This window comes from Psychrobacter sp. 5A.1 (genome assembly GCF_030407455.1).
Taxonomy (GTDB): domain Bacteria; phylum Pseudomonadota; class Gammaproteobacteria; order Pseudomonadales; family Moraxellaceae; genus Psychrobacter.
This window is the reverse complement of sequence record NZ_JASDDJ010000048.1, coordinates 1-26,529: the sequence shown is the minus strand read 5'-3', so window position 1 is coordinate 26,529 and position 26,529 is coordinate 1. Positions and strand designations below refer to the sequence as shown.

19 protein-coding genes and 1 pseudogene are annotated in these 26,529 nt (G+C 40.7%); 3 read left to right on the top strand and 17 right to left on the bottom strand.

What is annotated here, in order from left to right:
• Positions 1-4 precede the first annotated feature (4 nt).
• The 10 genes and pseudogenes from gltS to QL982_RS10615 form a co-directional block, all read right to left on the bottom strand.
• The gene (gltS, locus tag QL982_RS10665) at positions 5-1,213 is read right to left on the bottom strand and encodes a sodium/glutamate symporter (RefSeq protein WP_290166096.1); all 1,209 of its coding nucleotides are present in this window, start codon (positions 1,211-1,213) and stop codon (positions 5-7) included.
• 688 nt (positions 1,214-1,901) lie between these two features.
• A pseudogene (locus QL982_RS10655) lies at positions 1,902-2,538 on the bottom strand (recombinase family protein).
• Between the two features lie 136 nt (positions 2,539-2,674).
• A complete protein-coding gene (locus QL982_RS10650) occupies positions 2,675-3,376 on the bottom strand; it encodes a VIT family protein (protein WP_011959977.1) in 702 nt (233 codons plus the stop codon).
• A gap of 81 nt (positions 3,377-3,457) precedes the next feature.
• Complete coding sequence (locus tag QL982_RS10645; protein WP_011959976.1) at positions 3,458-4,141, bottom strand: hypothetical protein; 684 nt, start codon at positions 4,139-4,141, stop codon at positions 3,458-3,460.
• Positions 4,142-4,204: 63 nt separating this feature from the next.
• Positions 4,205-5,287 carry an FAD:protein FMN transferase gene (locus QL982_RS10640; protein WP_290190318.1) on the bottom strand — a complete coding sequence of 361 codons (1,083 nt, stop codon included), beginning with the start codon at positions 5,285-5,287 and terminating at the stop codon, positions 4,205-4,207.
• A gap of 55 nt (positions 5,288-5,342) precedes the next feature.
• Positions 5,343-5,657 (bottom strand): hypothetical protein, encoded by a 315-nt coding sequence (locus QL982_RS10635; RefSeq protein ID WP_290190317.1) that lies wholly within the window; start codon positions 5,655-5,657, stop codon positions 5,343-5,345.
• Entirely contained in the window at positions 5,650-6,261 is a 612-nt protein-coding gene (locus QL982_RS10630) for a hypothetical protein (RefSeq protein WP_290190316.1), read from the bottom strand. The genes QL982_RS10635 and QL982_RS10630 overlap by 8 nt, the downstream gene beginning before the upstream one ends.
• 99 nt (positions 6,262-6,360) lie before the next feature.
• A complete protein-coding gene (locus QL982_RS10625) occupies positions 6,361-7,824 on the bottom strand; it encodes an ATP-binding protein (RefSeq protein WP_290190315.1) in 1,464 nt (487 codons plus the stop codon).
• 54 nt (positions 7,825-7,878) lie between these two features.
• Positions 7,879-8,553: a response regulator gene (locus QL982_RS10620; protein WP_290190314.1), complete on the bottom strand. Its 675-nt coding sequence runs from the start codon at positions 8,551-8,553 to the stop codon at positions 7,879-7,881.
• A gap of 19 nt (positions 8,554-8,572) precedes the next feature.
• On the bottom strand, positions 8,573-9,196 hold the full coding sequence (locus tag QL982_RS10615) for a cytochrome b/b6 domain-containing protein (RefSeq protein WP_290190313.1): 624 nt from the start codon (positions 9,194-9,196) through the stop codon (positions 8,573-8,575).
• A 339-nt stretch (positions 9,197-9,535) separates the two neighbouring features.
• Between QL982_RS10615 and QL982_RS10610 the strand changes: the two genes are divergently transcribed.
• Positions 9,536-10,795 carry a ferredoxin reductase family protein gene (locus QL982_RS10610; protein ID WP_290190312.1) on the top strand — a complete coding sequence of 420 codons (1,260 nt, stop codon included), beginning with the start codon at positions 9,536-9,538 and terminating at the stop codon, positions 10,793-10,795.
• Positions 10,796-11,154: 359 nt separating this feature from the next.
• Positions 11,155-11,646, top strand: coding sequence for a hypothetical protein (locus QL982_RS10605; RefSeq protein WP_290190311.1), 492 nt, complete (start codon positions 11,155-11,157; stop codon positions 11,644-11,646).
• A gap of 646 nt (positions 11,647-12,292) precedes the next feature.
• Here the strand turns inward: QL982_RS10605 and QL982_RS10600 are convergent.
• The 7 genes from QL982_RS10600 to QL982_RS10570 form a co-directional block, all read right to left on the bottom strand.
• Positions 12,293-13,135, bottom strand: a complete 843-nt coding sequence (locus tag QL982_RS10600) for a SprT family zinc-dependent metalloprotease (protein WP_290190310.1) — start codon at positions 13,133-13,135, stop codon at positions 12,293-12,295.
• Between the two features lie 28 nt (positions 13,136-13,163).
• Positions 13,164-16,499 (bottom strand): HsdR family type I site-specific deoxyribonuclease, encoded by a 3,336-nt coding sequence (locus QL982_RS10595; RefSeq protein ID WP_290190309.1) that lies wholly within the window; start codon positions 16,497-16,499, stop codon positions 13,164-13,166.
• Positions 16,500-16,659: 160 nt separating this feature from the next.
• On the bottom strand, positions 16,660-17,415 hold the full coding sequence (locus tag QL982_RS10590; RefSeq protein WP_290190308.1) for a hypothetical protein: 756 nt from the start codon (positions 17,413-17,415) through the stop codon (positions 16,660-16,662).
• On the bottom strand, positions 17,408-18,577 hold the full coding sequence (locus QL982_RS10585) for a restriction endonuclease subunit S (protein WP_290190307.1): 1,170 nt from the start codon (positions 18,575-18,577) through the stop codon (positions 17,408-17,410). Before QL982_RS10585 ends, QL982_RS10590 begins: the two co-directional genes overlap by 8 nt.
• Positions 18,567-20,114, bottom strand: coding sequence for a type I restriction-modification system subunit M (locus QL982_RS10580; RefSeq protein WP_290164464.1), 1,548 nt, complete (start codon positions 20,112-20,114; stop codon positions 18,567-18,569). The genes QL982_RS10585 and QL982_RS10580 overlap by 11 nt, the downstream gene beginning before the upstream one ends.
• Positions 20,115-20,405: 291 nt before the next feature.
• Positions 20,406-21,302 carry a hypothetical protein gene (locus QL982_RS10575; protein WP_290164463.1) on the bottom strand — a complete coding sequence of 299 codons (897 nt, stop codon included), beginning with the start codon at positions 21,300-21,302 and terminating at the stop codon, positions 20,406-20,408.
• Positions 21,303-21,355: 53 nt separating this feature from the next.
• On the bottom strand, positions 21,356-23,230 hold the full coding sequence (locus tag QL982_RS10570; protein ID WP_290164461.1) for a hypothetical protein: 1,875 nt from the start codon (positions 23,228-23,230) through the stop codon (positions 21,356-21,358).
• Between the two features lie 1,663 nt (positions 23,231-24,893).
• On the opposite strand from QL982_RS10570, the gene QL982_RS10565 reads away from it, so the two are divergent.
• The gene (locus QL982_RS10565) at positions 24,894-26,282 is read left to right on the top strand and encodes a GntP family permease (protein ID WP_290164460.1); all 1,389 of its coding nucleotides are present in this window, start codon (positions 24,894-24,896) and stop codon (positions 26,280-26,282) included.
• Positions 26,283-26,529 lie beyond the last annotated feature (247 nt).

Below are 26,529 nucleotides of genomic sequence, written 5' to 3'. Positions count from 1 at the left end.
TTAACTAAGAAAATATATTGATCGCAGTAAGAATAATTGGTAGTGCTATAAGATCGATTAAAAAGGCACCAACCAAAGGTACAATTAGAAACGCTTTTGGTGAATCACCAAATTTCTTAGTAACTGCATCCATGTTAGCGATTGCATTTGGTGTTGCTCCAAGACCATGGCCTAAGAAACCACCTGTCATGATTGCAGCATCGTAATCCTTGCCTAATACCCTAAAACCTACCCATATAGCTAATAGTACGATAAACAATACTTGGACAAAAATTACAACAAAAAGAGGCAGCGCCAGACTATATAAATCCCATAGCTTTATACTCATCAATGCCATAGATAAGAATATACCCAAGGTGAAATCGCCAATTTTTGTAATAATTTTCATATCAATTATAGATGCGTTGGCTGTATCAGTTATATTTCTAAAAATTACAGCGACAAACATAGCACCAACATATCCTGGTAATGCAAAACCGGTCAGATCAGAAAAAACTGATCCTAAATAGCCACCAACAGTCATACAGCCAGTAATTACTGCCATCTGAATAAATAAAAGGGTTGTAAAATCCGTTTTTGATTTAGTGTTAAGCCCTACTAAGTCGTCAACTGAAGATTTTAGAGTGGCGTTCTCAGAGTTTGGTTTCAAATCATGTTTATTGATTAGATACTTTACTACTGGCCCACCAATTAATCCGCCAGCAATCAAACCAAATGTTGCTGCCGCTAAACCAATTGATACAGCAGAATCGATTCCAAGACTCTCAATAGTTTGGCCAAATGCGGCGGCGGCGCCATGGCCACCTTCCATTGAGATAGCACCTAGCATGACACCTAATAAAGGATCAAGCCCCATTAGCTTTGCTACAGACACACCGATTACGTTTTGCATTAATGCTAGAAAGCCACACAATAGCCAATAAGCTATCAAAACTTTACCACCAACTTTTAATAACTTAAACGAAGCACCTAAGCCAATAGTGGTAAAGAAAGCCAACATGAATAAACTCTGTAAACTGGTGTCTAGTTCAATAACTACAAGTCCAGTAGATTTTAAAATTGTAATAACAATAGCTACAATCAACCCTCCTACTACGGGCTCAGGTATGCAAAAACGTTTTAAAAAACCAACTTGTTTGACTAGATATACACCTAGCATATAAACCATGCAAGCTAAAAATAATGTTGTGATTTGACTGAATTGTAACGTCATTGAATTCCCTTTCAATTTATAGAGTTAACTGTATTCCCCCAAAATTCCTAGTTGGTTTTGAATATTAGACCTTTTACATAAATTGTAGCTCTCGTAAATTCATTATTAGAAATGAATGCAACAGCACTTTAAGAGATCTATTTATAAATTAGTAAAAATATCTAAAAAATAAATCGACGGTAATAGTCAATTTTTTCTCTGGAAATTTTAGTATTAACCAACATGGATGGGATCTTATTAAAAAAATATGTTAAAAAAAACAGGTGATACCATAGGCATCACCTGGGAAGAAGTAGACCTCTTGCAAAAGTACCAGTTCATTGACTTCCAGTGACGGAGTCACAAGGGCTAGAAATGACTTATGCAAGAGGTCTAATAAAAAACAAACAGATTATACTTATCAACATATACTGTCAAATACTTTTAGATTAACTTAAAAGATTTTAGTTGGATCTCTTGCATAAGCACTAGTTCATTGACTTCCACTAACGGAGTTACGAGGGCTAGAAATGATTTATCTTTTTATGAAATAAACTCTATGGCCAGTCTCTTATAAAAAAGTACAGTGGTTCTAAAACAATCGGAAAGTAAGAAAAACCTGACTTATTCAGCCAAAATTCTAGCACAAGTGACCAAAAGGACGTTATTTTAAACAAGTACAAACATAGATATATCCCAGCCGAACCATCTAAAAAGACTCATTAATCCATTTAGGTCTTTCCTTGGCCACATCAGCAATCAGATGCCGTGAGCACTTGGTCATACCTTGTATCTCAGAATAGCTATGGCCTGATTTGAGTAGAGTGGCGATGATCTTGCGCTTTTCGGTATCTTTTCTACGTCCTGAATACTTACCTTCTGTCTTAGCACGAGCAATACCTTGCATCTGCCGGTTACGGCGATCCTCATAATCTTTTTCGAGCAATGACTGCTAGCATATCCAGCATCATCGAGTTGATAGCCTGTAATATACTGCTCATAAATTCAGTGCTGCCTTCAGATTGAAGCGCCATATAGGAGGTAGGCAGCTCTTTTGATACGATAGATAGCTTTTTTTCTGATAACATTTTTTTGAGCGTATCCCAATCAGTTTGATTCAAACGCGCCAAACGATCAATTTGCTCAACTAAGATAACATCGCCCTTATGAGCATCTTCAATCAGCTGCATAAGCTTGGGTCGCATCAAGGTAGCTCCTGATTCATTTTCGACATAGAAGGCGGCAATTTTATGGCCATGATCGTTGGCAAATGCTATGAGTTCGCTTTTGGCACGTTTGGCGTCCTGCTCTTTGGTAGACGCTCGTAGATACGCTCTAATAAACATAAACACCTAAAATAGTCTGTTATAAGTGGTTCCATTATACCAGTCTGTTTTAAGTAGGCTGTTAATAGGTTTAGAGTGTAAAACAGCTGGTTCCCTTGGGGTATACCCTTATTTACTGACCAGTTTTATGACGCCCCTATAATGCTGCCACCCCAAACAACCGACCAATCAATGATGTTGCGACCATAGCGAGCACACCCCATATCACAACTCTAGACGTAGCAGGAATAACAGGGGCACCGCCCAAGCGCGCTGATATTATGCCAAGTAGCGCTAAGCCTACTATCGTTAAAGTCGCGAGTGACCAAACCAGTGTTTGTGCTGGCAAAAGTAAAATACCAATAATCGGTAATATGGCGCCCGCAATGAATGACAATCCAGAAGCAACTGACGCATGAATCGGCTTAGCTTGACTCAGATCTGTCAAACCAATCTCATCTCGGGCATGCGCCTCTAGTGCATCATGCTCAGTCAAAGCTATGGCAACTTGATGCGCTAAGACATGATCCAGTCCACGTTTCTCATAAATTTTGGTCAGCTCAAATAGCTCGCGCTCAGCATTATGAGTCAGTTCATGCAACTCTTTATCCAGATCCGCTTTTTCGGTATCAGCTTGAGACGATACTGAAATATACTCACCAGCTGCCATCGATAGAGCACCTGCGGTTAACGCGGCCATCCCTGTCAATAGCAGTGTTTGACTATTTGCACTTGCTGCAGCGACACCGACTAATAGACTCGCGGTTGAAATCAGTCCATCATTGGCACCAAGTACTGCTGCCCTAAGCCAATGATTGCGATTGCTTAGATGAGCTTCGTCGTGAATAGAATGATGCATAGCATAGATACCCTCAAACGATTTAGACATAAATTAGAATATGTCAGTGTAGCCTATAATGACACACCAATTTCCACATAGTTACCTTGCTTGCTTTAAAGCGATTATTCGATAGGTTATTAGTAAAAAGACTATTGTTTGACTGCCGGCATAAAATAATAACAAAGGCAGCGCGCGACTGTCTGAGCCCACCATAAACACATGAATGCTGATGAACATATACGCCATAAAGGTCAAAAAGTGTAGCCAGCGCCATGCTGATTGACCAATATACTGCTTAATATAAAAACTAAACGCACAGATAAATAAGAACCAAAACCCCAACTGCCCCAAGGCCACGCCCACACGCTCAGTCTGAAAACCAAAAGGCATTAGCACCTGCCATAAGTTCAGATTTAAGAAATTATCTGCTAATAAGATACCAGCATGAAACGCGGCAAAGCCTACGGCAATCAGGCTTAGATACTGATGTAAGACAAATACCCGCGCTGCATTAAAGCGCTTGCCTAAACGAGTGCTTAACAACAAGCCAAAAATGACTGCCAACCAAAATAACGTATAAGCGATAACACCGCTTGCCCGTGATAAATACCAAAAGTGTTTATCTGTGCTGGTCAGTAGCTGAGATACCGTCTCTCCCCAAGTTAACGACGCATAACCACCAACTCCGATAGCAATGCTTAACGTTAAGCCAACCCATAGAGCCTGAGTGAGAACATTAGTATTGGAAGCAGTATGACTGCTGGTAGGATGGTCTGTATGCATGACTATGCTCCTATGAATGGCTTTACTTAATGTATTGATATCTAGCGCATGTCGCGTGATAAATTAACTAGCAAGCAGGTTTGGACGCATAGCAGAAGTCACCATCACTTTGTTATCTCTATCTATTAACAACGCCGCAATATGGTGTTTGTTGAGCCACGCCACGGCTGCTTTAACACCAAGAAGCACGCAGTATTTGGCGTATACCTCCGCCGTCATCGCATCTTTCGCCAGTACCGTTGCAGTTAGGACGTCACTTGTTACTGGACGCAAGTCATGCGGATGGATCAAATGATGTTGCCAGCGGCCGTCGTGCAACCAGCGACGATAATCTTGCCCAGATGTGGCGACAGCCCCAGAGCTGAGCTTGAGGATCGCCACATCTTCATCATTGTGAACGTGCTCACTATTGGCAAAATACGGCTTGGCAACAGCCACTCCCCAAGACACCGGTTTATCTGTTGGGTTTTTTGGAACACCAATCGCGATATCCCCACCCATATCGACTAAGCAGGGAATATGCCAGTCATGAACTCGGCTAATATTTTCCGCCAACTGCATGGCGCACCACCCTTTGACATATCCATTCAAATCCAGTGCTATGCCAGCTGGCAGATATACTTGATGTTGTCCGTCAGCTAACTGGCGAAGCTGAATACCTTCTATCTGCTGATTGGCATGGTTAGCACTTGTCGTGTCTTGCACGTTTGTAGGGGTGCTTACGCCAGTAACAGGTAATGATGGCACAGACATTTTGGGTAAGGTCTCAAATGAATGCTTATAGCCTGCGGCCCATAGAGGGTGCAATAACGTTGGTGTCACTAAGCCTTGAGTCTTTGAGACAAAGTGAATGGCACGCTGCAACACCTCGAATAATTCTGAACTCACCTCAGACCATTGGTCGCCACGGTTATTCAGTCTCATAAGCTCACTGCTGTCATCAAAACGACTGAAGGTATGTTCCCAGTCAGCTAAGCGCTGCTGAATATCGTTTGTCAAAAAAGCGACTTGTTGGTCTATTCTCATTTGTGAAGGTTGCGCGCTCAGTCTTGTGGTATTTAAGCTAATTTGAATGTGACAACCCATGGCAAACAGTTTAATCGTTGCCAGTTGCGGTGTTGTTTGATTGGACATATTTGTGTGCATTCAAAGCCCTCCCTTGACTAAACATTCAAACTAAATAATCTGTGGTTTTTCTTATTTATTGAGAAGAGCGCGTACGAGCGACAACCCTTATTACCTCAACAGGTGCGACTGCATTGACCTGTCGCAATTGATTGATATCAGCGATGGGCGTTGGCGTGACTGCCCTTTCATCAGACTCAGCAACAGCAGTGCTTATAATGGCAGTGCTCACAGGGGCAGTTTGTTGTTCTTGATTGAGTAGTACCAGCCATCCTGCCATAGTACCTGCAATCGAGACCATCATAATGCTGCTTTTAAGAGCGGCAAAAGGATCTGCTTTTTTAGCCGTTTTTTTGACGGCTGGTGTCGAATGTGATTTGGTATTAGTCATCGTATTCCTCCTCATCATGTTGCTGATAGCTCATGGCGATTAGGCGATCATTCTCTTTATAGTATTTTTTATCGTGTGCTTTGCGATGTTTATCCTCTTTACGTTTGTCATCATCGTGGTGCTTATCTTCATCGTCATAATCGTCATCGTCATAATCGTCATCGTCAAATCTCTCAGCACGATAGTCATTGGTCGCAACCGGATTCAGTACAGTGCCGACACTGGCATCAATATAAGTAGCGCCGCTGTCTAATAGCACCTCATAAGCGACGGTGCCGTTATAATTGACGAGCTCGGGTGAAGCCTGCAATACTGAATTGGGCGCGTCTTGCCGCGCGAGTGCGGTTGCTTGCGTGGCTGTGAGTGCCGCAAGAGGTGATGGCTTGGCAGATGGGGATTGCGTGAGAGGGTTTGCAACTGCTTTAAAGGACGATAAATCAGAGGATGGAGAGGTAATGTCAGTATTTTGACTCATGGCATTCGCGGCTGATAGTGTGGTATCAGCGTTAGGCGACTGGACAGATAAGGCGATGACGCCTCCAAAAAACACTAATGAGGTTGCACCAACAGTCAATAATAAGGGTCTTAATAGAGGTCGGCTCATAGGATGTACTCCGTATATATTATTAGGGAATACAACTAGCATACGGGGTGAATATTAACTCAAGCTTAAGTCAGCGCCGTTTAATTTTTATCGTTTTTATCAGGTGCTTGATATCGATTTTTTATGTTTTATCGTTACGATAAAGCCTGTTTCTGGTTGAGAGCGGTTAGCAAACTTTAAAGTCAGACCGTGCAGCTCTGCTATTCGATTGGCGATGGATAGCCCCAGGCCGCTACCCAATTGGCTTTGACCTGCTGGACGGTAAAAGCGCTCGCTTAACCGAGTCAGTTGTTCTGGCTCGACACCAATGCCATTATCGATCACTCTAATGGCATTGGTGTCGAGCTGAAGTTCAATCAAAGCACCCTTGGGACAATAGCGAATGGCATTGTCTAACAGGTTGCGGATGAGCAGTTTGAATAAAATTGGATTGATAAGGATGGGTAGAATATCAGCAGGATTGTCACAGTTCACAGTGCGTTTTAGTTGAATGCGCTTTTCACGAGCGAGACGGTTGAGATCACTCAGCACAATATCTGTAAGCATCAGCCAGTCAGGACTTTCTAATTGCTCAGGGGGCAATTGTTGTTGCGGTTCTATTTTGGCTAAAATCAGCAGTTGGTCGACTAAATGAGTGGCACGTTCAATGCCATTACTAATTTTCTGGGTATGATAAAAAAGTTGGTTATCGTCTTCTACGCCAGACAATTGCAATATCTGCTGCTGCAACAAATCAGCTTGTAATTTTAATGCTGCCAGCGGGCTTCTTAACTCATGCGAGGCATCAGCCGTAAATCGTTGCTCACGTGCTAGGGTATCCGCGACTTTCACAAATAAGACATTTAAGGCAGTCACTAACGGTTGAATCTCTTTGGGCACGTCTGCTGTGATGGGGCTATCATCTTGCGGTTGACGCTGTTCAAGCGCACTACTAATCTGAGTTAACGGCATAAACCCCCGCCGGATCAGCCACACCACCAAACCCATAAATGCAAATAGCCCAATCAACATCGGCAGCACTTGCACGGACATGGCATCAACAATCATCTCTTGGCGAGACTCAAGGTTTTGACCGACGGCAATTACCCGGCCTGCGTGGTCATGGTCATCGTGCACATAAAATAAACGCCAGCGCTTACTAAAAGGGTTGAGGCGCTGATAGGCAGAATCATGCTCTTCTAAAAATCCATATTGGTCTGGCAAAAAAGCAAATGACTGGCCATTTTCATCAGCCATTAGCAAGCGTCCTTTTTTATCCCAGATGGCAAAGCCCATATGGTCATCTTCAGCCTCACCAAGATCACCTGATAGCTGCTTGCTTTTTAAATTATAGATTTTAGGCGTGTGCTTTTTGTTATCATCCCTTTGCCTATGATGGTCTTTATCGTCCTCTTCTTTGGGGGCGACCCCTATTAAGTAACGAGCAACTTGAGTGATTTGGGTGTCATTCATCTCATTGATTTCGTGCCAGAGCTTCCAAGCAATAAAGCTCGAGGTGAGTACCCATAGTAGAGGTAGACCAATCAGTAGAGATGTTAATAGCCGTTGCTGGATACTTTTCATAGGCTCACATATTAGCAAACAAAGTGGAGACGCCAAAAATAGGCATGCGAATGCCTAACGGTGGTTATGGGCTGGATTGAGATAATAGCCAATACCACGTTTGGTCAAGATAAAATCATTGCCAAGCTTTTTGCGTAGATGATGAATGTGCACTTCAATGGCATTACTTTCGATATCTTGTTGCCAACCATATAGCTTATCTTCTAAACTTGCTCGACTATGTATTTGCTTAGGATGGGTCAGCATTTGCTCTAATATTGCCACTTCTTTGATGGTCAATTCTACAATTTCATCTTGATAAGAGACTTGCTGGTTATGAGGCTGATAGGCCACTTCACCATAATGGACATCAGGTTGACTCCGACCTTGGCTGCGTCTCATCAATGCTTGTAGACGGGCAATAACCTCATCTAATGCAAAGGGCTTCACTAAATAGTCATCAGCACCTGCATTGAGTCCTGCCACACGATTGGCAATCGCATCGCGAGCTGTGATAATCAATACCGGTGTATCTATCTGTTTGGCTCGCCAGTTTGTTAGTACGCTCATACCATCTCCTTTTGGCAAGGTTAAATCCAGCAGTACTGCATCAAACATGCCGTCTTGCAGCGCCATTTCACCTTGCTTTGCATCACTAAACCAATCCACCATCATGCCATGACTTTTTAAGCCAAGGATAATGCCATCAGCGATGGTGCTGTCATCTTCTATCAATAATATGCGTGCCATATGTGCTCCGTCGCTTGACTTATTTCATGGTAGACGGCTTGTCTGTCACCGTTTTTTTGCCCGTTATCATTGATTTAATGAGGTTTTGGCGTTGCCAGTAACTCATGGCAATCGCAGCGATGATATGTAGAGGAACCAGCAGATACAAACTATTGGCTAATAGCTCATGTATCTCTTCAAGAAAATCTTTATCACCAAGCAGCTCTATATTACTAAAAATAGCTGCGTCCATCAGATAACCAGTTATTCCTAACCCTATAATCACTGCCCATAAGGATAACATCATCAGGGCTGCCGAGGGGTTGTGACCAAGATGCTGCTCATCAACGCGTCGAACACTTAACGCTGATAAGTGGCGTTTGAGTCGTGTCGGAGTGGGGAAGAAACTAGTAAAGCGTGCATAGCGCGTTCCAACGAGACCCCAAAGTAAACGTACGACTACCAGTCCCAAAACGGTATAGCCTACATACTCGTGCAACTCACTGCTGTCTTCGGTAAACAATAGATTGGCAATAATACCAGCCGCAATTGTCCAGTGGGTAACTCTTACTAATATGTCCCAAACTTTTACTTGCCTCGCTTTAGGCATGTTCGGTATATGTATGGAAGAGTCGTCCCAATTAATGATGTCTTTTTGGCTCATGGTTGTCACCCCTTTAATCATTTGTTTGTTGACAATACCAGCTGCTAAAAACCAAAAATCAGCAAGATATCGTAAGCAGACGAGATGTCGCATCATCTACCTTATCGCTATTACAACAAGCAAATCTTAAGGTGAGCTTAGGACGTTAAAACACTTAGATGATTGTGCAGCGCACCAGTTACATACGTAATGCCATAGACGCCGCTTAAGCATCATTTAAGAATTATTTAAGAATTATTTAAGAATTAGGCTGTATTATTAGCCATACTTTTCAATAAATACCTACTTGTTAAATCAAGCTTTCTTAACGGCAATAAAATAATTTTTAGGGAGATTCTTATGGCTTTAAAGTCATGGCAAGTGATCGGTAGTATCGTACTGATCACTTCAATCACTGTACTCATGCAAATTTCCTCTGAAACGTGGATCACATCAGCAACAGTCAGTTTGATAATGGGTGCTTCGGCTTTAGCGTGCATGGCAAGCTCATGTATACTTGCTAGCCGTTGGCACGGTGTTGAACGGCTATTTGGCGGTCTGGACAGGGTTTATGAAGCTCATAAATGGATTGCCATATGGGCACTTATTTTCGCTGTCTATCATTTTGTATTCAAAGCCAAGCTAGACGCTTGGGATCTTGCGCCCATTTTGGAGTTGTCCAAATATTGGACGCGTTTGATGCGTCAACTCAGCCTTGTCGCGTTAGGTCTGATTATACTACTGGCGCTGAATCGCAAAATCCCGTATGGCAACTGGCGTTGGTTGCATAAGTTCTCAGGTCCACTTTTTCTAATCGTTATACTGCATTGGCTGAGTTTTGAGTCTCCCATCACACTGACTAGTCCAGCAGGTATTTGGTTAGCACTACTTTGTTCTGTAGGCGTGCTTGCAGCATTGTACAAGATGGTATTGTACCCATTCATTGCCAAAGCCGGAGAGTATAAGTTAGTCGCTATATCCCAGGGCAAAGCGGCGGTACACTTGGAGTTTGAGCCAGTCCGTAAAGGGTTTCAATTTAAGGCTGGTCAATTTGCCTTTATCTCTCTTAAAGAACCAGGTTTGCACGAGCCGCATCCTTTTACCATAGCTAACGCACCTTCTGATACTGGACACATCCATTTTGTGATTCGAGCATTGGGTGATTATACAAAAAAGCTAAATGAACAAGCCAAAGTGGGTATGTTGGCTGATATTTATGCGCCTCATGGTAATTTTAAACGTATATCAAATGCAGAGCGTGAAATCTGGATTGGTGCCGGAGTAGGAATCTCTCCCTTTATTTCTTGGCAAGAGGATAAAACTATCGGTCATTTTGAACGTGCCACTCTGATATATTGCTTCGATCCTGCGCGTGTTTTTCCAAGTGTTGAGCGTATGCAGGAGATGACAGACCAGTCTGGAGTAGATTTCGTAGCCAACCCAAGTGGCAGTAATGCCATGGCTGAAACCATTCGGCAAGTCGCCAGTGAAGTTAATCCAAAGCAGATTCAGATTAGTTTTTGCGGTCCAAAAGGGCTTTTAGGAAAAGTACAAGAGTTAATGAAAGAAAATGGTATTCCTGCCAAAAATATTCATTATGAGTTTTTTGATTTTCGCTAGAACACGTACAATTTGCCGTGCTTAACACAAACCCAATAAGACAAATGGCACGCTGGCTCAAGTCATAAAGTCATCGGTGCTAGTGCTAAGTAGGCGAACGACAATGGTATACAGATTAATTTAAGTCATCGAACGTTGATCAGGAGCGTGGTGGTTTAAAGGCCGTCTTATACTTAATGGTCTACAGTGACTTAACATGAAATGGATATACCACCATTTCATGTTAAAAAGTACACTACTGTGTACACGGAGCTACTATAAATAACTAGGAGTGATGATAACAATAGCGTACAACCGAATATTCAAGTCCTCACTAGGGAACCATGCTTATTTCTATATCGTCATAGAGGTGAAATAACATGACAACATTTAATATGAATAAACCAGAAATAGAGCAAGCTGCCATTGAGTTTAAAACGGCGCTGATAAATTGGAAATCAAGAGAAGGTATTATAGGGGCTTTCTCTACATATTGTGATCAATGGACAGACGAAGATGTGAGTAAAGCTGTAAGTAAGGAAACACAAGTTATTAAACCAGTATTAGAAGCCTTCGAGCCTATATACCGTCTAGCTATACAGGGTAAAATAGAGAAGCCTTTTTCCTTTCAAAGTTATATGATGACTTATGTTGGTCGAGTACTGGGCGATGAGTTGTCATGGCCTGAAGTTCGCGAGCCGTATCAGAGAATGATTAATAGTTTAAAAGGTGGGTTAACTACAGAAGAGTTTATAGAATCGCCTTACATTATTAATCGAAAACTACCAGAGCATTACGACCAAGCGGTTAAGGCAATTTTAGCAGAGGGTTGGACTCATAAATCACCGCATACCAATCCTACCTTAATCTAGAGATTAAGGTGAGCTTTCACATTAATAACTTTTTCCTCATTCCCACAACGGACGTTATAGCAAATAACTTGGATAAAAAAAGTAAATCACCCTCCGATTTAAAATCTCCCAAGTTTAACTGTACGAATTTGACGGCAGGAGTCACTAATCTGACAATAGAGTAGAGGTAAAAACACTATAAAAATACAGTGCCTAAATACGTGTTAAATCTTACTTGACTACAATTTACATTGTGATGATTCAATCATATAATATCTATAGGCCAATAATCTAGGTACATGTAAGATATCGTCATAATATGTATTTTAGTCGACCTACCTTGACATGGTAGAGGTCAGCAGTTCGAGTCTGCTTATGCCTACCAAATATTTAGAAAGCCCCAATCTCACGATTGGGGCTTTTTTTGTCTGTAATATATGGGCTGTAGAGAGAAACTCTTGCTTGCATCGACTCATAGTTATGATTATTTAATCAGCTTTAAATCATTTGAAAAAGCGACGGTGACCAAAATGTGATAAAGCGCCAGAACCTATAAGCGCAAAAGAAAGTTGGTGTTGTGAGGTGTATGAGCATGCCTCCTTGTCGAGAGCATAACAGCAAGTAACTTGGCTAAAATATTTAAGATTCAAGTGAAAGAATATTCACTTCACTCATTCAAATACAGCTCAGCCATCCCATCAAGCCTAGCTTTCACCTCTTTCCAGTTCGGCATTACTTGCGTTAGTAGCCGCCAAAAGTGTTCGCTGTGATTATGCTCAGCGATATGGCAGAGCTCATGTAGTATCACATAATCAATGCATTCCTTTGGTGCTTTTACTAAATGCGGATTAAGTATTAGATTGCCTTTAGTGGAGCAACTGCCCCATTGTTTTCTCATCATTACAAACTTCAATGAAGGATTGTTTTTTACCCACGAAGCCTTATGGATCAATGCTTCAAGCCTCTCTCTAGAGATCGACCTGAATTTATCTTTATACCATTTATCAATAAGGCTTTTAACTAGCTTAGCTCGCTCTTCAGCGTCTAACTCAGAATCGCTTTGAGACAATGCTACGTTTAACTTACCGCGACTAAGCTTCACAGTGCTATGTATTACATCGGCAGTTTCTATATTGGTTATCACTTTTAACACATAACGACGACCCAGATAAAACTGGGTTTCGCCGCTGACATAACGCTTGGATAATACATGATCTTGTTGCTTAGCAAAATCTTGTAGGCTTCGCCATATCCAGCGCGCACGCTTCATCATGGCATCATAAATCATCTCATCCGTCGCATCGACAGGTGCAGTGACGACCACACGCTGATCAGGATGTACTTTGATGACTACTTTTCGGGGTTTATTCAGGTTGCTCGGTTTGGTCTTTTCAGTAATCAGCTCATCGCTTTCAGGCTGGTTTATCTTTTCTTTATAAGTTGCTTCTTTACGCACGACTTCATAATCAATCTTATCTTGACCATAATAAAACACACCATTCTCAGTCATTGCCTACTACCCTCTTGCTGCTCTTAGGCTACTTGTCTCTGGAAAGTCCAAGACGGGTAATCTTTAGTACTTCCTCGATGAGCTGTTGCGCTTTCTCGATACCCAAATCCATAAATAACATCGGTAGCAATTTGACACTAATAGCATTTTCAATTTCTGCTGGATTGATAGAATACTCAGCCACTGCTGTCTTAACAATATTATCAATCTCAAAGGCGTAAGCGACTAGCTTGTCGTTATCTAACTCTTTATCTATCAAGAAATCAGCATCAAATAAATGCTTAAACAAACCAAAGTACGCCTGAGCATGTTTGTTTAACTTACCACTATCATCAATAAATGCATTCGGTACATCAGCGACATCACGGTCTTTGACGGCTTGCTCAAAGTCAGCAAACATCATGTACTGCTTCACGGGTGCATCAAACATGGCTTTAGCATCCGCAATCGCTTGCTTAAGCAATTTAGAAAAATACTCTTGGGCATAAGGATCATCAGCCAAATCCTGCTCAATCATCTTGGTCACCCGACCAGTGATTTTATCCGTTTGGTTACGGGCTTCATCATCGCTTAATTCTTCAGGCTTAACATCCTTACCTAGGTTATCGACTAGGTAAACGCCTTTTGCTTCTTTCACCTCAAGCCCTGCGATATGCTTATCAAGTAAGCTGCGAGTATCTGCTTCATACTCATCGTAATCGATGGTTTCATCAGCATCTTCGCGTACTTGCTTGCGTAGATTAACAAAGGCCTTTAGATCTTGTTTATAACGATCACGTTTACTATCGAATGATTTGTCTTCAAAGAAAGACGCTGATTGCAACGCAACTTTCATGGCGTTAGAAAACTCGGTCAAAGCCGCATAGAAATCATCACGTTCTTTGAGCTTGGTATCGACTACTCTGCCGTCGACTTCCTGCATTTTTGGCGCAAGCACCTGCCTTAACGCTTGTCCGTCTTGCTTGTTTTTCACTGATGAGAATATTGCCCACAGCTCGCTATGCAGTCTGGGTAACTGCTTATACTCAGTATCCATCGCGTTATATAGACCCTTAAGGTCTTCGATATCAAAGCCACCTTGCGTACGCTCGGCTAAATCTTGGTATTTCTCAATGGTGATATCCAGCTCTTTTAAGATGCCACGATAATCAATCAGATAACCAAAACGCTTCTTCTCATGCAAGCGGTTTACCCGTGCAATCGCCTGAATGAGGTTATGCTGCTTTAGCGGTTTGTCGATATACAGCACGGTATTCTTAGGTTCATCAAAGCCCGTTAGTAGCTTATCGACAACGATCATAATGTCAGGACCATCATCTTGACTAAAGGCTTCTATGATGGCTTTGGTATAAGCCTTTTCATCACCGCCATACTCTTTGGCGACATTGGCTTGCCACCAATTCTGGACGATGTCTTTTGACTCACCATCGACGGTGTCATGCCCCTCACGGGTATCAGGTGGAGACATGGCAACCACTGAGGTCACTTTACCAATCTTATCCAATGCCATTTTATAGCGGATAGCAGAGGCTTTAGAGTCACAAGCCAGTTGACCTTTAAGGTGCTGCTGTTTAAAGTTTTGGAAGTGATCAGAGATGTCATGAGCGATCAGCTCAATACGACCTTCAACTTGATAGATTTGACCTTTTTGAGAGAACTTACGTTTAAGGTCAGTCTTTTGATCATCAGTAAGCTTTTGGGTGATACGGTCAAACCATGCATCGATAGCTTGGTCATTGGTATTAAGCTCAGGGATACGCTCTTCGTATAACAGTGGCGTAACGGTTTTATCTTTGACCGCTTGCTGCATGGTGTACGAGTGAATGATGCTACCGAATTTATTCTCAGTCTTGTCATCCTTTAGCAATGGCGTACCCGTAAAGGCAATAAAAGCAGCGTTTGGCAAGGCTTGCGCCATACGGATATTATTCTCACCGTTTTGGCTACGGTGACCTTCATCGACCATGACGATGATGTTTGGACTGTCGTTATAACATTCATCATACTTAACGGCTGAGCCAAACTTATTAATAATGGAAAAAATAACGCGTTCATTACCATGCCCAATCTGCTGCGCTAGACGGCGACCAGAGGTAGCCATGGCATCTGATTTATCGCGATCAGATAATACGCCCCCAGAAGCAAAGGTTTGACTAAGCTGGGTTTCTAGGTCGACACGGTCAGTGACGATAATGACACGGCACTTCGCGAGTTCTTCTAACCAAATAAGTGCTTTGGAGAAGAACACCATCGTGAAAGATTTACCACTGCCTGTAGTATGCCAAATGACACCACCTTGCCGACTACCCGACTTACCATCAGAGCCGTCAAAAGTGCTGATACGCTCAATCAGAGCTTTGATACCAAAGACTTGCTGATAACGGGCGACAATTTTGCCAGCCTTTTTATCAAACAAGGTAAACATGCGCGTCATCTCAAGCAAACGCTCAGGCTGCAAAAGACTGATGATTAAGCGGTCTTGGTCGGTGACGACTAAATCACCACCATCAACTAGTGACTGATACTCCTCTTTAATAGAGGTAGGACGATCACCAAACAAATTCTCAATTTGCTTAGGACTGAGCGCTTGGTTCTTTAAACGATGAAACTCAGGCTCAGAGATCTCTTCTTCCACCCATTTTGCCCAAAACTTCTCAGGCGTACCGCAAGTGGCATACAGACCGTCATTGCCATTAACTGCTAGCAATAACTGGCTATAGGCAAATAGATGCGGTATTTCTTTTTGCTTTTGATTACGGATATGCTGGGACACTGCTTGGGCATTGGTAGATTGCCACTCTCTACTCGAATCAGGACGTTTGGCTTCGATCACTGCCAGCGGTAAACCATTCACAAAGCAGACGATATCAGGTCTACGACTACTCGTGCCCTCGCTATTGAGTACCACCAACTCTTCGGTAACGTGAAAGCTATTATTATCGATGTTATTCCAATCTATCAGAGCGATGGTCTGCGAGGTTTTTTTACCATCGATAAACTCAGTCACGGTCACGCCATAAAGCATAGCGTTATATAGCACCTCGTTTGCAGCCTGCAAACCTAGATTCATTGCAGGATTTAGCTCGTGCATGATCTTATCAGTGGCACTGTCTGATAAATGATAAGGCTTACCTTCAAACGTAAAAGTTTGCTTGGCTAAAAACGCACGCATGATCGGCAGTAAGACGACTTGGTTAGTCGCTTTATTTAAAGCCGCTTTTGAGCGCATGGCACTGCATTGACTTGGTGGAATAAACTGATAGCCCAGTGTAGTGAGCAAGGTTAAGGCAGGGATTTTTGAGCTAAATTCTTCTGCAAAGTTGATGCTTGTAGTGGCGCTAATATTAGAATTTATTTTGGTCATATCTGCCTACTTTAGACATAGCGTTTGTTTGGTTGCTTATTTAGTTATATCGATTGTAGCCGATACCACTGTAAAAAAGGCAGTAAAAAACCGCCACGCTATTTAAAAGGTATGGTGTGGCGGTTGCAATCGCATTTAACCAACATAACTTCATCTCATACTAGCTATCTTGGACTCCCGTATTGCCTTGCTCTACTATTAGAGTTGAAAAAGGATATCTAACCAAATGCTCGTCGTTGAAACTTGGATTTTCTTTTAAATATTTTTCTATCTTTTCAGAGTTTTTTAACTCTACATAGGTGTTCAAGGTTATGACAGATGAAGCCATCATCAGGGCGATGTAAAATATTGCTATGTAAAATACTGCTTTGTTCTTGATAATATCTTCACCAAGCCCTGTACCGATTAAGAAAAATATAATATACAAAGTCAAAATAGTTGCACATGCTATCGATAATATAGAAAGGAAAAGGGAAATCCTACCAAATATCCTTTCAAATTTTGTGATAGAAATCTCAAGTTTATTACTCTTGTAAGATAAATTTAGCATAGATTTTCTAATGCTATACAAAGTGATTCCACCTTGTGAGTATTCACATAGGGCTAAAAGCACGTGGCGGAGATAATAGTCAACTCTTAGACCAGTCGCTTGATAAAATTGATCTTCAGACAGCTTTTTTTGTATACTTTGACGGGTCAATGGATCTAAATAACTTGATTCTAAAGCCCTCTCTTTATCTCTAGTGCTGCCTTTTCTTATATAAGAAAAAACATCAAAAAACTCTTTAAGTTTTTGAGGGTGAAATAATATAGGACTAAGTATTCCTATAGCAATAATACATAAAGTCACCCAAAAACCATATTGCTCATAGTACTCTGCAATGCCATCTATACCTAGCTCAGTAATACTAGGCATCAACAACCACCCGCTTTTTACCCGTCAACAACACCTGCATCAGCGCCTTTTTCTCTTGCTGCAAATCAGCCAATTGCTGCTCAAGCAACTCGATTTCTTTATCGGCATTGGTTAACACGCTGGCGATTTTTTGTTGTTCTTTAGCTGAGGGTAATTTTACTGGCATTTTCTGGAACATTGGCAATCTCAAAGACTTAACAGTACTACCAACGGCTTGAGATAAGAAATAGTGGCGATAATAACCAATATAATAAAAAAGGAATTTACCATAAGTATTTTTAAAATCCATAATGGCATAGGTACGTTGATGAAGGTCAAACTTCCCTTCAAAATACTTTGGCACAAAATCTTGCCCTTCCCCTCCTACGATTATTGCTTCAGCATCAAACAAAAATATTCCGCTAGTTCTTACATCAATAGAACGGTCAAAAAAAGCGTATTCACCTGTTAAAGAAGAATCTTCTCTGTTTGAGCTTCCAGTAGTGATATGACTAATTTCACCCAACTCAACCTCTTCCCACTCTCTTTCAAACCGTTTGCCCGACTCATCAAGCAAACGCTTTTTACCCGTTAGCAATTGCTGCATCAACGCTTTTTTCTGCTGGGTACTATTCTCAATCAAACGCTCAGTCGTGCTAATTGCTTTATCCCAAGTAGATAAGATTTTGGCGATTTTTTGTTGTTCTACAAGAGGAGGTACAAGAAGAGGAGTCTTTTCGAGTACTTTTTTATTTATCTTTACCATTGACTTACTGCTGCCTGAAGCACACATCTTAAAATATGCGCGTACAACTGATGATTTTAGCTGGTGTTCAACAAACAAGGGATATACTTGAGCTTTATCAACTCGAAACTTCATCATCAAGTCAGGGTAAGAGCAATTGTCTATTTCACCTTTATACTGAATTGAACGACCTACCTTGTCAGGAGTATTAGACCTACTTACAAGGAAATCTCCTTTACTTAACACAGAATCAATTACTTTTTTAGTTGGTTCTACTGGTTTAATTTCATCTATTTTGATTCCATCGTCGCTTAGTGCCCCTAAGCCAAGTACCCAATATCCAGTTTTACTATCAGAAGCTAATGGAGAAAAGCCATTCTTTATATTGCCCGAGATAATCGTTTGCAGTTCTTTTAAAATCCACCCCTTAGGCACCATAACCCAACTCCTTTAAAAACCCTGCCATCTCAATCTCTAACGTATCCAATTCAGCTTTTAACTCAAGACGCTCACTACGCACCGCATCCAGATCAATCTCCGCCTCTTCCTCAAAGGTATCGACATAGCGTGGAATATTTAGGTTAAAGTCATTTTCTTTAATCTCATCAAAGCTCGCTAGATAAGCATATTTATCGACACTTTCTCGCGCCTTATACGTCTCAATGATCTTAGCAATATTATCTTCAGTGAGCTGATTTTGATTTTTACCTGATTTGAACTCATTACTGGCATCGATGAATAACACCGAGTCATCGGTCTTATTCTTCTTAAACAGCAAAATCGCCGCTGGAATCCCTGTCCCAAAAAACAGCTTTTCTGGTAAGCCAATCACCGTATCGAGCAGGTTTTCTTCGATCAGTTGCTGACGGATTTTGCCTTCACTTGATGCACGGAATAGCACGCCATGCGGTACGACCACACCCATGCGGCCAGTAGTAGGCTTAAGCGTTTCGATCATATGACTGATAAAGGCATAGTCGCCCTTGGTCTTGGGCGGTACACCGCGATGGAAGCGACCATAGGGATCGCTGCTGGCATCCTCATGACCCCATTTATCCAGTGAAAACGGCGGGTTGGCGGTCACCACATCGAACTGTAATAAGTGCTTGCCGTCCTTATCGAGTAGCAGCGGATTACGGATGGTATCACCCCACTCGATACGGTGGTTGTCCTCACCGTGTAGGAACATATTCATCTTGGCCAGTGCCCATGTCGAGCCAATGGCTTCTTGACCGTATAGCGCATACTTCTTAGAGTTTGAGTTTTTGCGTACCATCGCCCCGCACTTGATGAGTAGCGAGCCTGAACCACAGGCGGGATCACAGATTTCATCACCCTCGACAGGCTCAAGAATAGTCGCTAGCAAGTTAGATACTTCTGGTGGCGTATAGAACTCACCCGCCGTCGCCCCACTACTGGCAGCAAAATGCTTGATTAAAAACTCATAAGCATTACCAATCACATCGAGGCTACCCACGCGCTCAACGCTTAGGTTAAGGATGTCTTTGCCAAAATCTTCTAGTAAGTGGCGTAATAGCTCGTTCTTTTGCTTTTCTTGACCCAGTTTATCGGTGTTAAAGCTAATGTCTTGGAAGACGTTTTTGAGCTTGGTACCGTTGGCTTCTTCAATCGCATGTAGCGCCTCGTCAATCCGTTGACCATTGCCCGGCTGATGACGCTGCTCATACAAGTCCCAAAAGCTTGCGCCTTCAGGCAACACAAAACGCTGCTTGGACATCATGGCGTGGATCAGCTCAGGGTTCTCGTTACCAGAACCGCCAAACTGCTCGACCAGCTTGTTGTACTCATCGCGGTAAACATCAGATAGGTACTTTAGGAACAGCATGGTTAAGATAAAGTCTTTATAGGTATCGGCGCTGATGACCCCTCGAAAGGTATCACAAGCGTTCCACACGGCTTTGTTGATATCGTCTTGATTGATTTGGGTAATATGACTAGCAGTACTGTCGGGCATTTATTATTCCTAGATACTTTGGAAGGTGTAAATTTTTATAGTAAGGTAATAATAGCAGGCTCTGAGGTGGTTGGCAGATGTCATTGCTGAAAAATTCGATTCTATTAACTCTATAAGGGTACTAAGCAGTATCGCGAAGTGGATTAATAATATAGTTGAGGTCAGCTTTCCATTTGATAATAAATAAGCACGGCAAGCAAAGGTCATTTGCTTACCGTAGATTATTAAGAGTAGAGATGATTAAAAAACTCTATGTGAAGCTTTAAGGTTGGTCTAAGTTAAGTCACTACACTACAAGTTGGCACATATCTCTACATTAAACGATTGGTTATCACTTTTTGGTAATGCAAAAAGCATATCGTTCTTGTGAATACCATTACCACCTCTCATCTCTAATACTTCATCTCCACCAACCCTATAAATTTTACGATCAGAAGTATAATACATTCCAGGAGAACGGCAATTTACTATACGAAGGGTTTCATTCCTATCTAATCTACCACCAAACATTGACGTTGGCTTATCCAGATATTGAGATCTTAGTAGGCCTACTACTAAGTATTCATTCTCTTGAAGATACCCTCCATACTTAGACTTTGAATAACGTTCAACAGAATTTTTGTCTAATGAAACCAAGGTTTTTCCATTATTTATGTGGCCCAAGTTGACCCATTGTGCCGTTTTTGGTTTTTTATTTTTAGCGGTAATAACGTTCTTATGCTCTTCATCTGTAGCACGCTTGCACGTCTCTTGAATAATGCCATACTCTTTGGTTCCAAGAGCAAATTGTTGAAACTCCCCACCAGATATATCTTTTTTGTTAGCGTACTCCTGAATATTTACATAAGTCATTAACGGTTCATCATTTTCTGTATATTTCTCTTTAGCTTGTAGCGCCATGCTTTTGTTATCACAGTTTACGTAATATTTTTCGATATAATAACTATTGCTAGTTCTCATCAGTCCGGAGTTATTCATTGGTAATTCACTTTTTACCTTGGCGGATACTGAAAAAACATCATGATTGCGGTTACCTCCTAATATGTTTATACCAGTAAGCTTCACCGATGCTAAATCTATAAAAATCTGCTCATCTTTATTTCCTACATCATTCAGATGTTCCCAACTTTCTGCATGAGCTATAAAAGCCAAACTACAACCAATAACTGCTAATACGATATTTCTCATTTTTATTCCACTATTTATATTTATAAGTAAGGCTTATATATTTAACCTGGTACCTATCGGCTATTTTTATAATCTTTAAATAACTGTATCAACTCTTTATAGGCTACTCTTAGTGCTTTCTCTTGGAATCTATATGAAAGCTGACCGTTACTAAATTTAGCTTCATTATTCAAAATTCCATGCGTATTAAGCGAGGCGATTTCATCAATCGAAAAGCTCTGAGTTTCGTACAACATGGCTCGTAAATGTATATGATTTTCAGTTAAAACCATGCCATTGGTACCTTCAAATACAAAGGCATCGTTCAATATTAATAGTATATTTTCGCTTGATAATCCAAATTTCTCTTCTACAGTCTTAACCAACCCTGATGATAGTACAGCACTGTCTTTAATCTTATCGTGAGTATAGATACGATCATTATTTTTAAAGTCATCAGAGGCATTTTTCTGAATATAAGCATAAAAACTGTCATCACTATATAACTGAGCTCTACCTGCTTGCATTTGGGCTTTAATCATATTCTTAGAGGCATTAATTCTCTTAGAGACATTAATTTTCTTATCAGATGTATCACTAATACGATTTTTATTTGCTATCAGACTGAGTAAAGCAACTGCTAATAACTGATGACGATTAACAACTTCTTCGTCAGCTTCGTTGTCTAGTGTATCGACAGCTAACTCACCTCCCGCTATATTTATTCCTGTATCTCTTGGCAGTTGTGATGAGCTCTGTTCTGATATAGGTGCATCAACCTCTGCTGGAGTAATATTAGTGTTGTTTATACTATCAAGCTGAGCATCAATATCTGTAATAGATTCTGTGGTGAAAGCATCTAGATTCGTTGAGCTTTCTGATATGGAAGCAACCGACTTACCAAAGCTATCTGTAATATTAAATCCATTTTGATCAGGTGTAATGCTACCCATATTGAAATGATTAGTATCAGTGACCTTTAAGCTCGCTCCATCTTGCTTAATAAACCCGACAATATCACCTTGACTGTCTGTTATTTTTAGAGTGGCTCCATCGTTTTGTATATAGAGGTTTTCAAAACTACTATCACCAATTCTAATTTGATTAAGATTATTATTAATAGCCGAGCTTGTACCATCTTCATACTGTATTTGTTGACTGTTTTGAAGCTGCTGAAAAAATCCGTTAACCGTAATGGCCGAGTTGGCGGTCAACATAGCAGTCGTAGCGACTGGCTCAGAAACAGATACTTCTGTGCCAAAAGCACCTTTGTAGATAGGGCTCTCTTTCATAAACGCCACATCATTTGGCATTGGTTTTGCTGCTGCTGCGGCTTCACCTGCGACGGTCTCTCCTGAGCCTACCCCTTCTGCGAAGTCCGCACCTATATTCAATTTCAAAAAAGGTAAGACGATTGAGATGATAAGGATAGGAGCTTCAGACATAATCTCAAGAGCTTTTTGAACGGTATAGCCTCGATTATCTACAAAGCTTTTTAAAATTATCGGAAAGAGAACCACCGGGATGATTAGACCAACTGATGGGGTCGATTCTAATGCTCCATTTGCCATGATACCTATAGGGAAAAAGTAGATAAACAATCCAGCCATTACCAAGCCGAAGTGCTGAAACAGATATCCAAGACGTTTTATAAAAAAATATAATAGAACAGGAATGTATATAATTAATAGAAAAGGAATAGCCATAGCCGCCATTCCCAATAATAATAAAATACCGATAACTTGAAAATTACGAATGATAACCTTGAATAAAGCTGCCACTCCTAATAGCAAAAGGCCAATGATACCGATCATAGGCTGCACTGAGCCGATTAATAACAGTAAAGAATAGATGCCCACTGCCATCCAAAATAGGGTCTGTTGAGCAGCTTTTGGTGTTATTTCAGAATCATCAATAGGGGTAATAAGGTCGGAAAATTCTTGAGTCACTATCTACTTCCTTAAGGAGTGCTATTCTATTGAATAGCTATAATTTTTTGGTATGCTTTTAAGCAATTTTTATGCCAATATATTCTATTTCATAATCTAATTTTGTTCGTTAAATTATGATAATAAGAACCAACCTGACCAGCTATTCCCTCTAGCCTCACTTATATGAGCAATCGCCAAAATTAATCATTGTAACTTGACTATTTGGACGTGTCCTCATTTTGAACATGACGATAAGAATGAGATAAATTGCCGTCAAACAAGGAAAATAGTGCAGATAATATCGAGATATTGACCAACTATTTGACGATGTTTGGCAAGATTTAGCCATTTTTAACCCATTTAGATAACTATCAATTGAATTGAGGACACGCCCTAGTAACAGAGCTTAAGAAAGAGATGCTTTATGCTATCATCGATTTAGTTGTAGGATTTTAGCAGGATAATTAGACATTTATCCATTACTATCTTTACAGTATAAAAAGTAACCTTGAGTAAAAACTTTAATAAAATCATCAGTTTTTCTCTCCTCTCCTAAACACTTTTAAACCCTTAATAGTAAGACTCTTAGTCTCTGCTTATTATCTACTGCTATCCAAAACATTCCTGTTCGACATCCTTTGTTGCTATGCACCCTACTTGTTATGTTGGTCTAGCGTTTATATATACCGTAATTAGACCAATACTCGAACTATATTTATATACCTTATCTTAAACCAACATAGCCGTCTGAACGCTTTAAGCATATAGCTCGTAGGTATAACGCAGTCTTACTCTTAAGAATAAACTACTGAGACTATCTAATGACTGCTAAGGTTTAGTAGTTGATATTTGTTTATATCTCTGTTAAATTTTAACTCGATACATAATGTATCGTTTTATATATAACTGTATGTAAATAGTGGCAAACCTTTCAGTGTTTGCACATCACATTGTTATAGCAGTTGTATTAATCGTATTTCATTCATGCTAAGGATAGCAATTATGAACAACCATTCCGTCAGTTCACTCTTATAAGCCAAACCTCTTCAGGCACCGATCAAATAGTATTAACTTAAGCTATGAAGCCCTAGTGGTGTGTGTTTTATGCTATGAGTACGTTTTGATATCGAGAATAAGTCGAGTCATATATATCGCTATAAATATGCTGGGCATTAACCCTAATGCTCTATCTACGAAATGGTTAGATATCAGTGATCCTTTACGCTATGGCATAAGGTGCTTTTATTTATTCGACATTCATGACGATACTCCACCGTCTAAATAGCAACTACGAAGAAGATCCTAGAAAGTATTACTTAGGGTCTGTTGAACATTCAAATATTAGGGCTGCTGATTGCTAAAATTGCACCAAATTAGGCGCAAGCCGACGATAATGTCGAGACCTTAACTAGGATTGCAACAACGTTTGGGGTGATTTTAGCATCAGCCTTTCAGGGCAGTACTATTTTCTGCCAATATATGGCGAAATTGTTTAACCTAGAATGACTAGGCGTCAAAAATTTCACTGCATATTGTCTAAAAAATAGTGACTGCCAGCACCACATTTGAATGTTCAACAGACCCTAATAACAACCAGACTAAATTCTGTTTATCAGAAGCATTATCTTATTCACAAAGTATAATTTTACAGCGTATTTTTCCATGGAAGGAAATTGAAACTATGAGCATTTTTGCTATTTTTTTGTCTTTGTCACTCTTAATATATTTTGCCTATAGAGGTGTCAGCGTATTAGTTTTGGCTCCCTTACTCGCTATTTTAGCTGTTGTTTTAAGTGGTGATAGTAGTCAAACCATGGGGATTTATACTGAAGTATTTATGCAGGGTCTTGGAGGCTTTGCCGTCAAATATTTCCCACTATTTATCTTAGGTGCGATTTTTGGCAAGTTGATGGAAGATTCTGGTTATGCCTATAGCATCGCACGCAACATCGTGGATAAACTGGGAGACAAACATGCTTTGTTAGCCGTCGTCTTAGCCTGTTCAATCTTGACTTATGGAGGTGTATCAGCCTTTGTCGTTACTTTCGCAATATATCCCATTGCTGCCGCCTTATTTAAGCAGACGAACATACCTAAAAGACTAATACCTGGAGCCATTTGTATTGGCGCTCTAACCTTAACCATGACGGCATTGCCAGGTTCACCTGCCATTCATAATGTTATACCGATGCCTTATTTTGAGACTGATGCATTTGCAGCTCCTGGTTTAGGCATTATTGCCTCGATAGTCATGCTAGGCGGAGGTATGTTGTGGATGAATCGCCAAACACGTATTGCAAGTGCAAATAATGAAGGTTATGGAAATCATACGTTAAATGAAAAAGAGCCTCACTCAGGTATCGACATACCCAATTTTTGGCTCGCATTATCGCCTATTCTCATTGTGATAATAGGCAACTATGCTTTTTCAAAAATCATAATACCGTTATGGAACAACAGTTACTTAGCTGACGAAAAGTTTGGTGGCGTAGCCTTGAGCTCAGTTATTGGTATATGGGCCATTATTTTATCGTTGTTTTTAGCTTGTGTGTTTGTTATTGCTTCGAGTTTCAAAAGAATAGATAGTGTGGCAGCAAGTTTAAACAAAGGCGCTACCGGATCTTTACTGCCTATTTTTAACACAGCTTCAGAAGTAGGCTATGGTTCCGTAATTGCAACTCTTGCAGGTTTCGCTATTATCAAACAGTCTCTTATGGGAATTGCGCCTGGAAACCCTCTCATATCAGAAGCAATCATGGTTAACGTTTTAGCAGGTATTACAGGATCAGCTTCAGGTGGTTTGGGTATAGCCTTAGAAATTATGGGCGCAAGCTATATGCAATTGGCAGAACAATATAATATTGACCCCGAATTAATGCATCGTATTGCTTCTTTGGCTTCCGGCGGTTTGGATTCATTACCACATAACGGGGCAATAATAACAATGCTAACCATTTGTGGTTTGACTCATAGAGAGTCCTATAAAGATATATTTGCTACTGCTGTGGTCATTCCTTTAATTGCTCTCACTCTAGTCATCATACTCGGTACCGTATTTGGGTCTTTTTAGGTAGTCATCGACTATAACAATTCGTGCGATCAAGCTGTAGACCCAAACTCAAATCGCTATCATGTGCTCTACCAGAAAATCTAAAAAAACGCGTGTTTTTGGTGAGATCATATCTCGCTTTAAATAAATAGCGTAAGTAGCACTAAGTTCTTCATAGGGACTAAAAATATGGGTGGTGTTCTAAAAAGTATGCTGTCATCAGACATAACCATAGTTAATATAAAAGAATACCAGATCGAATACTTTA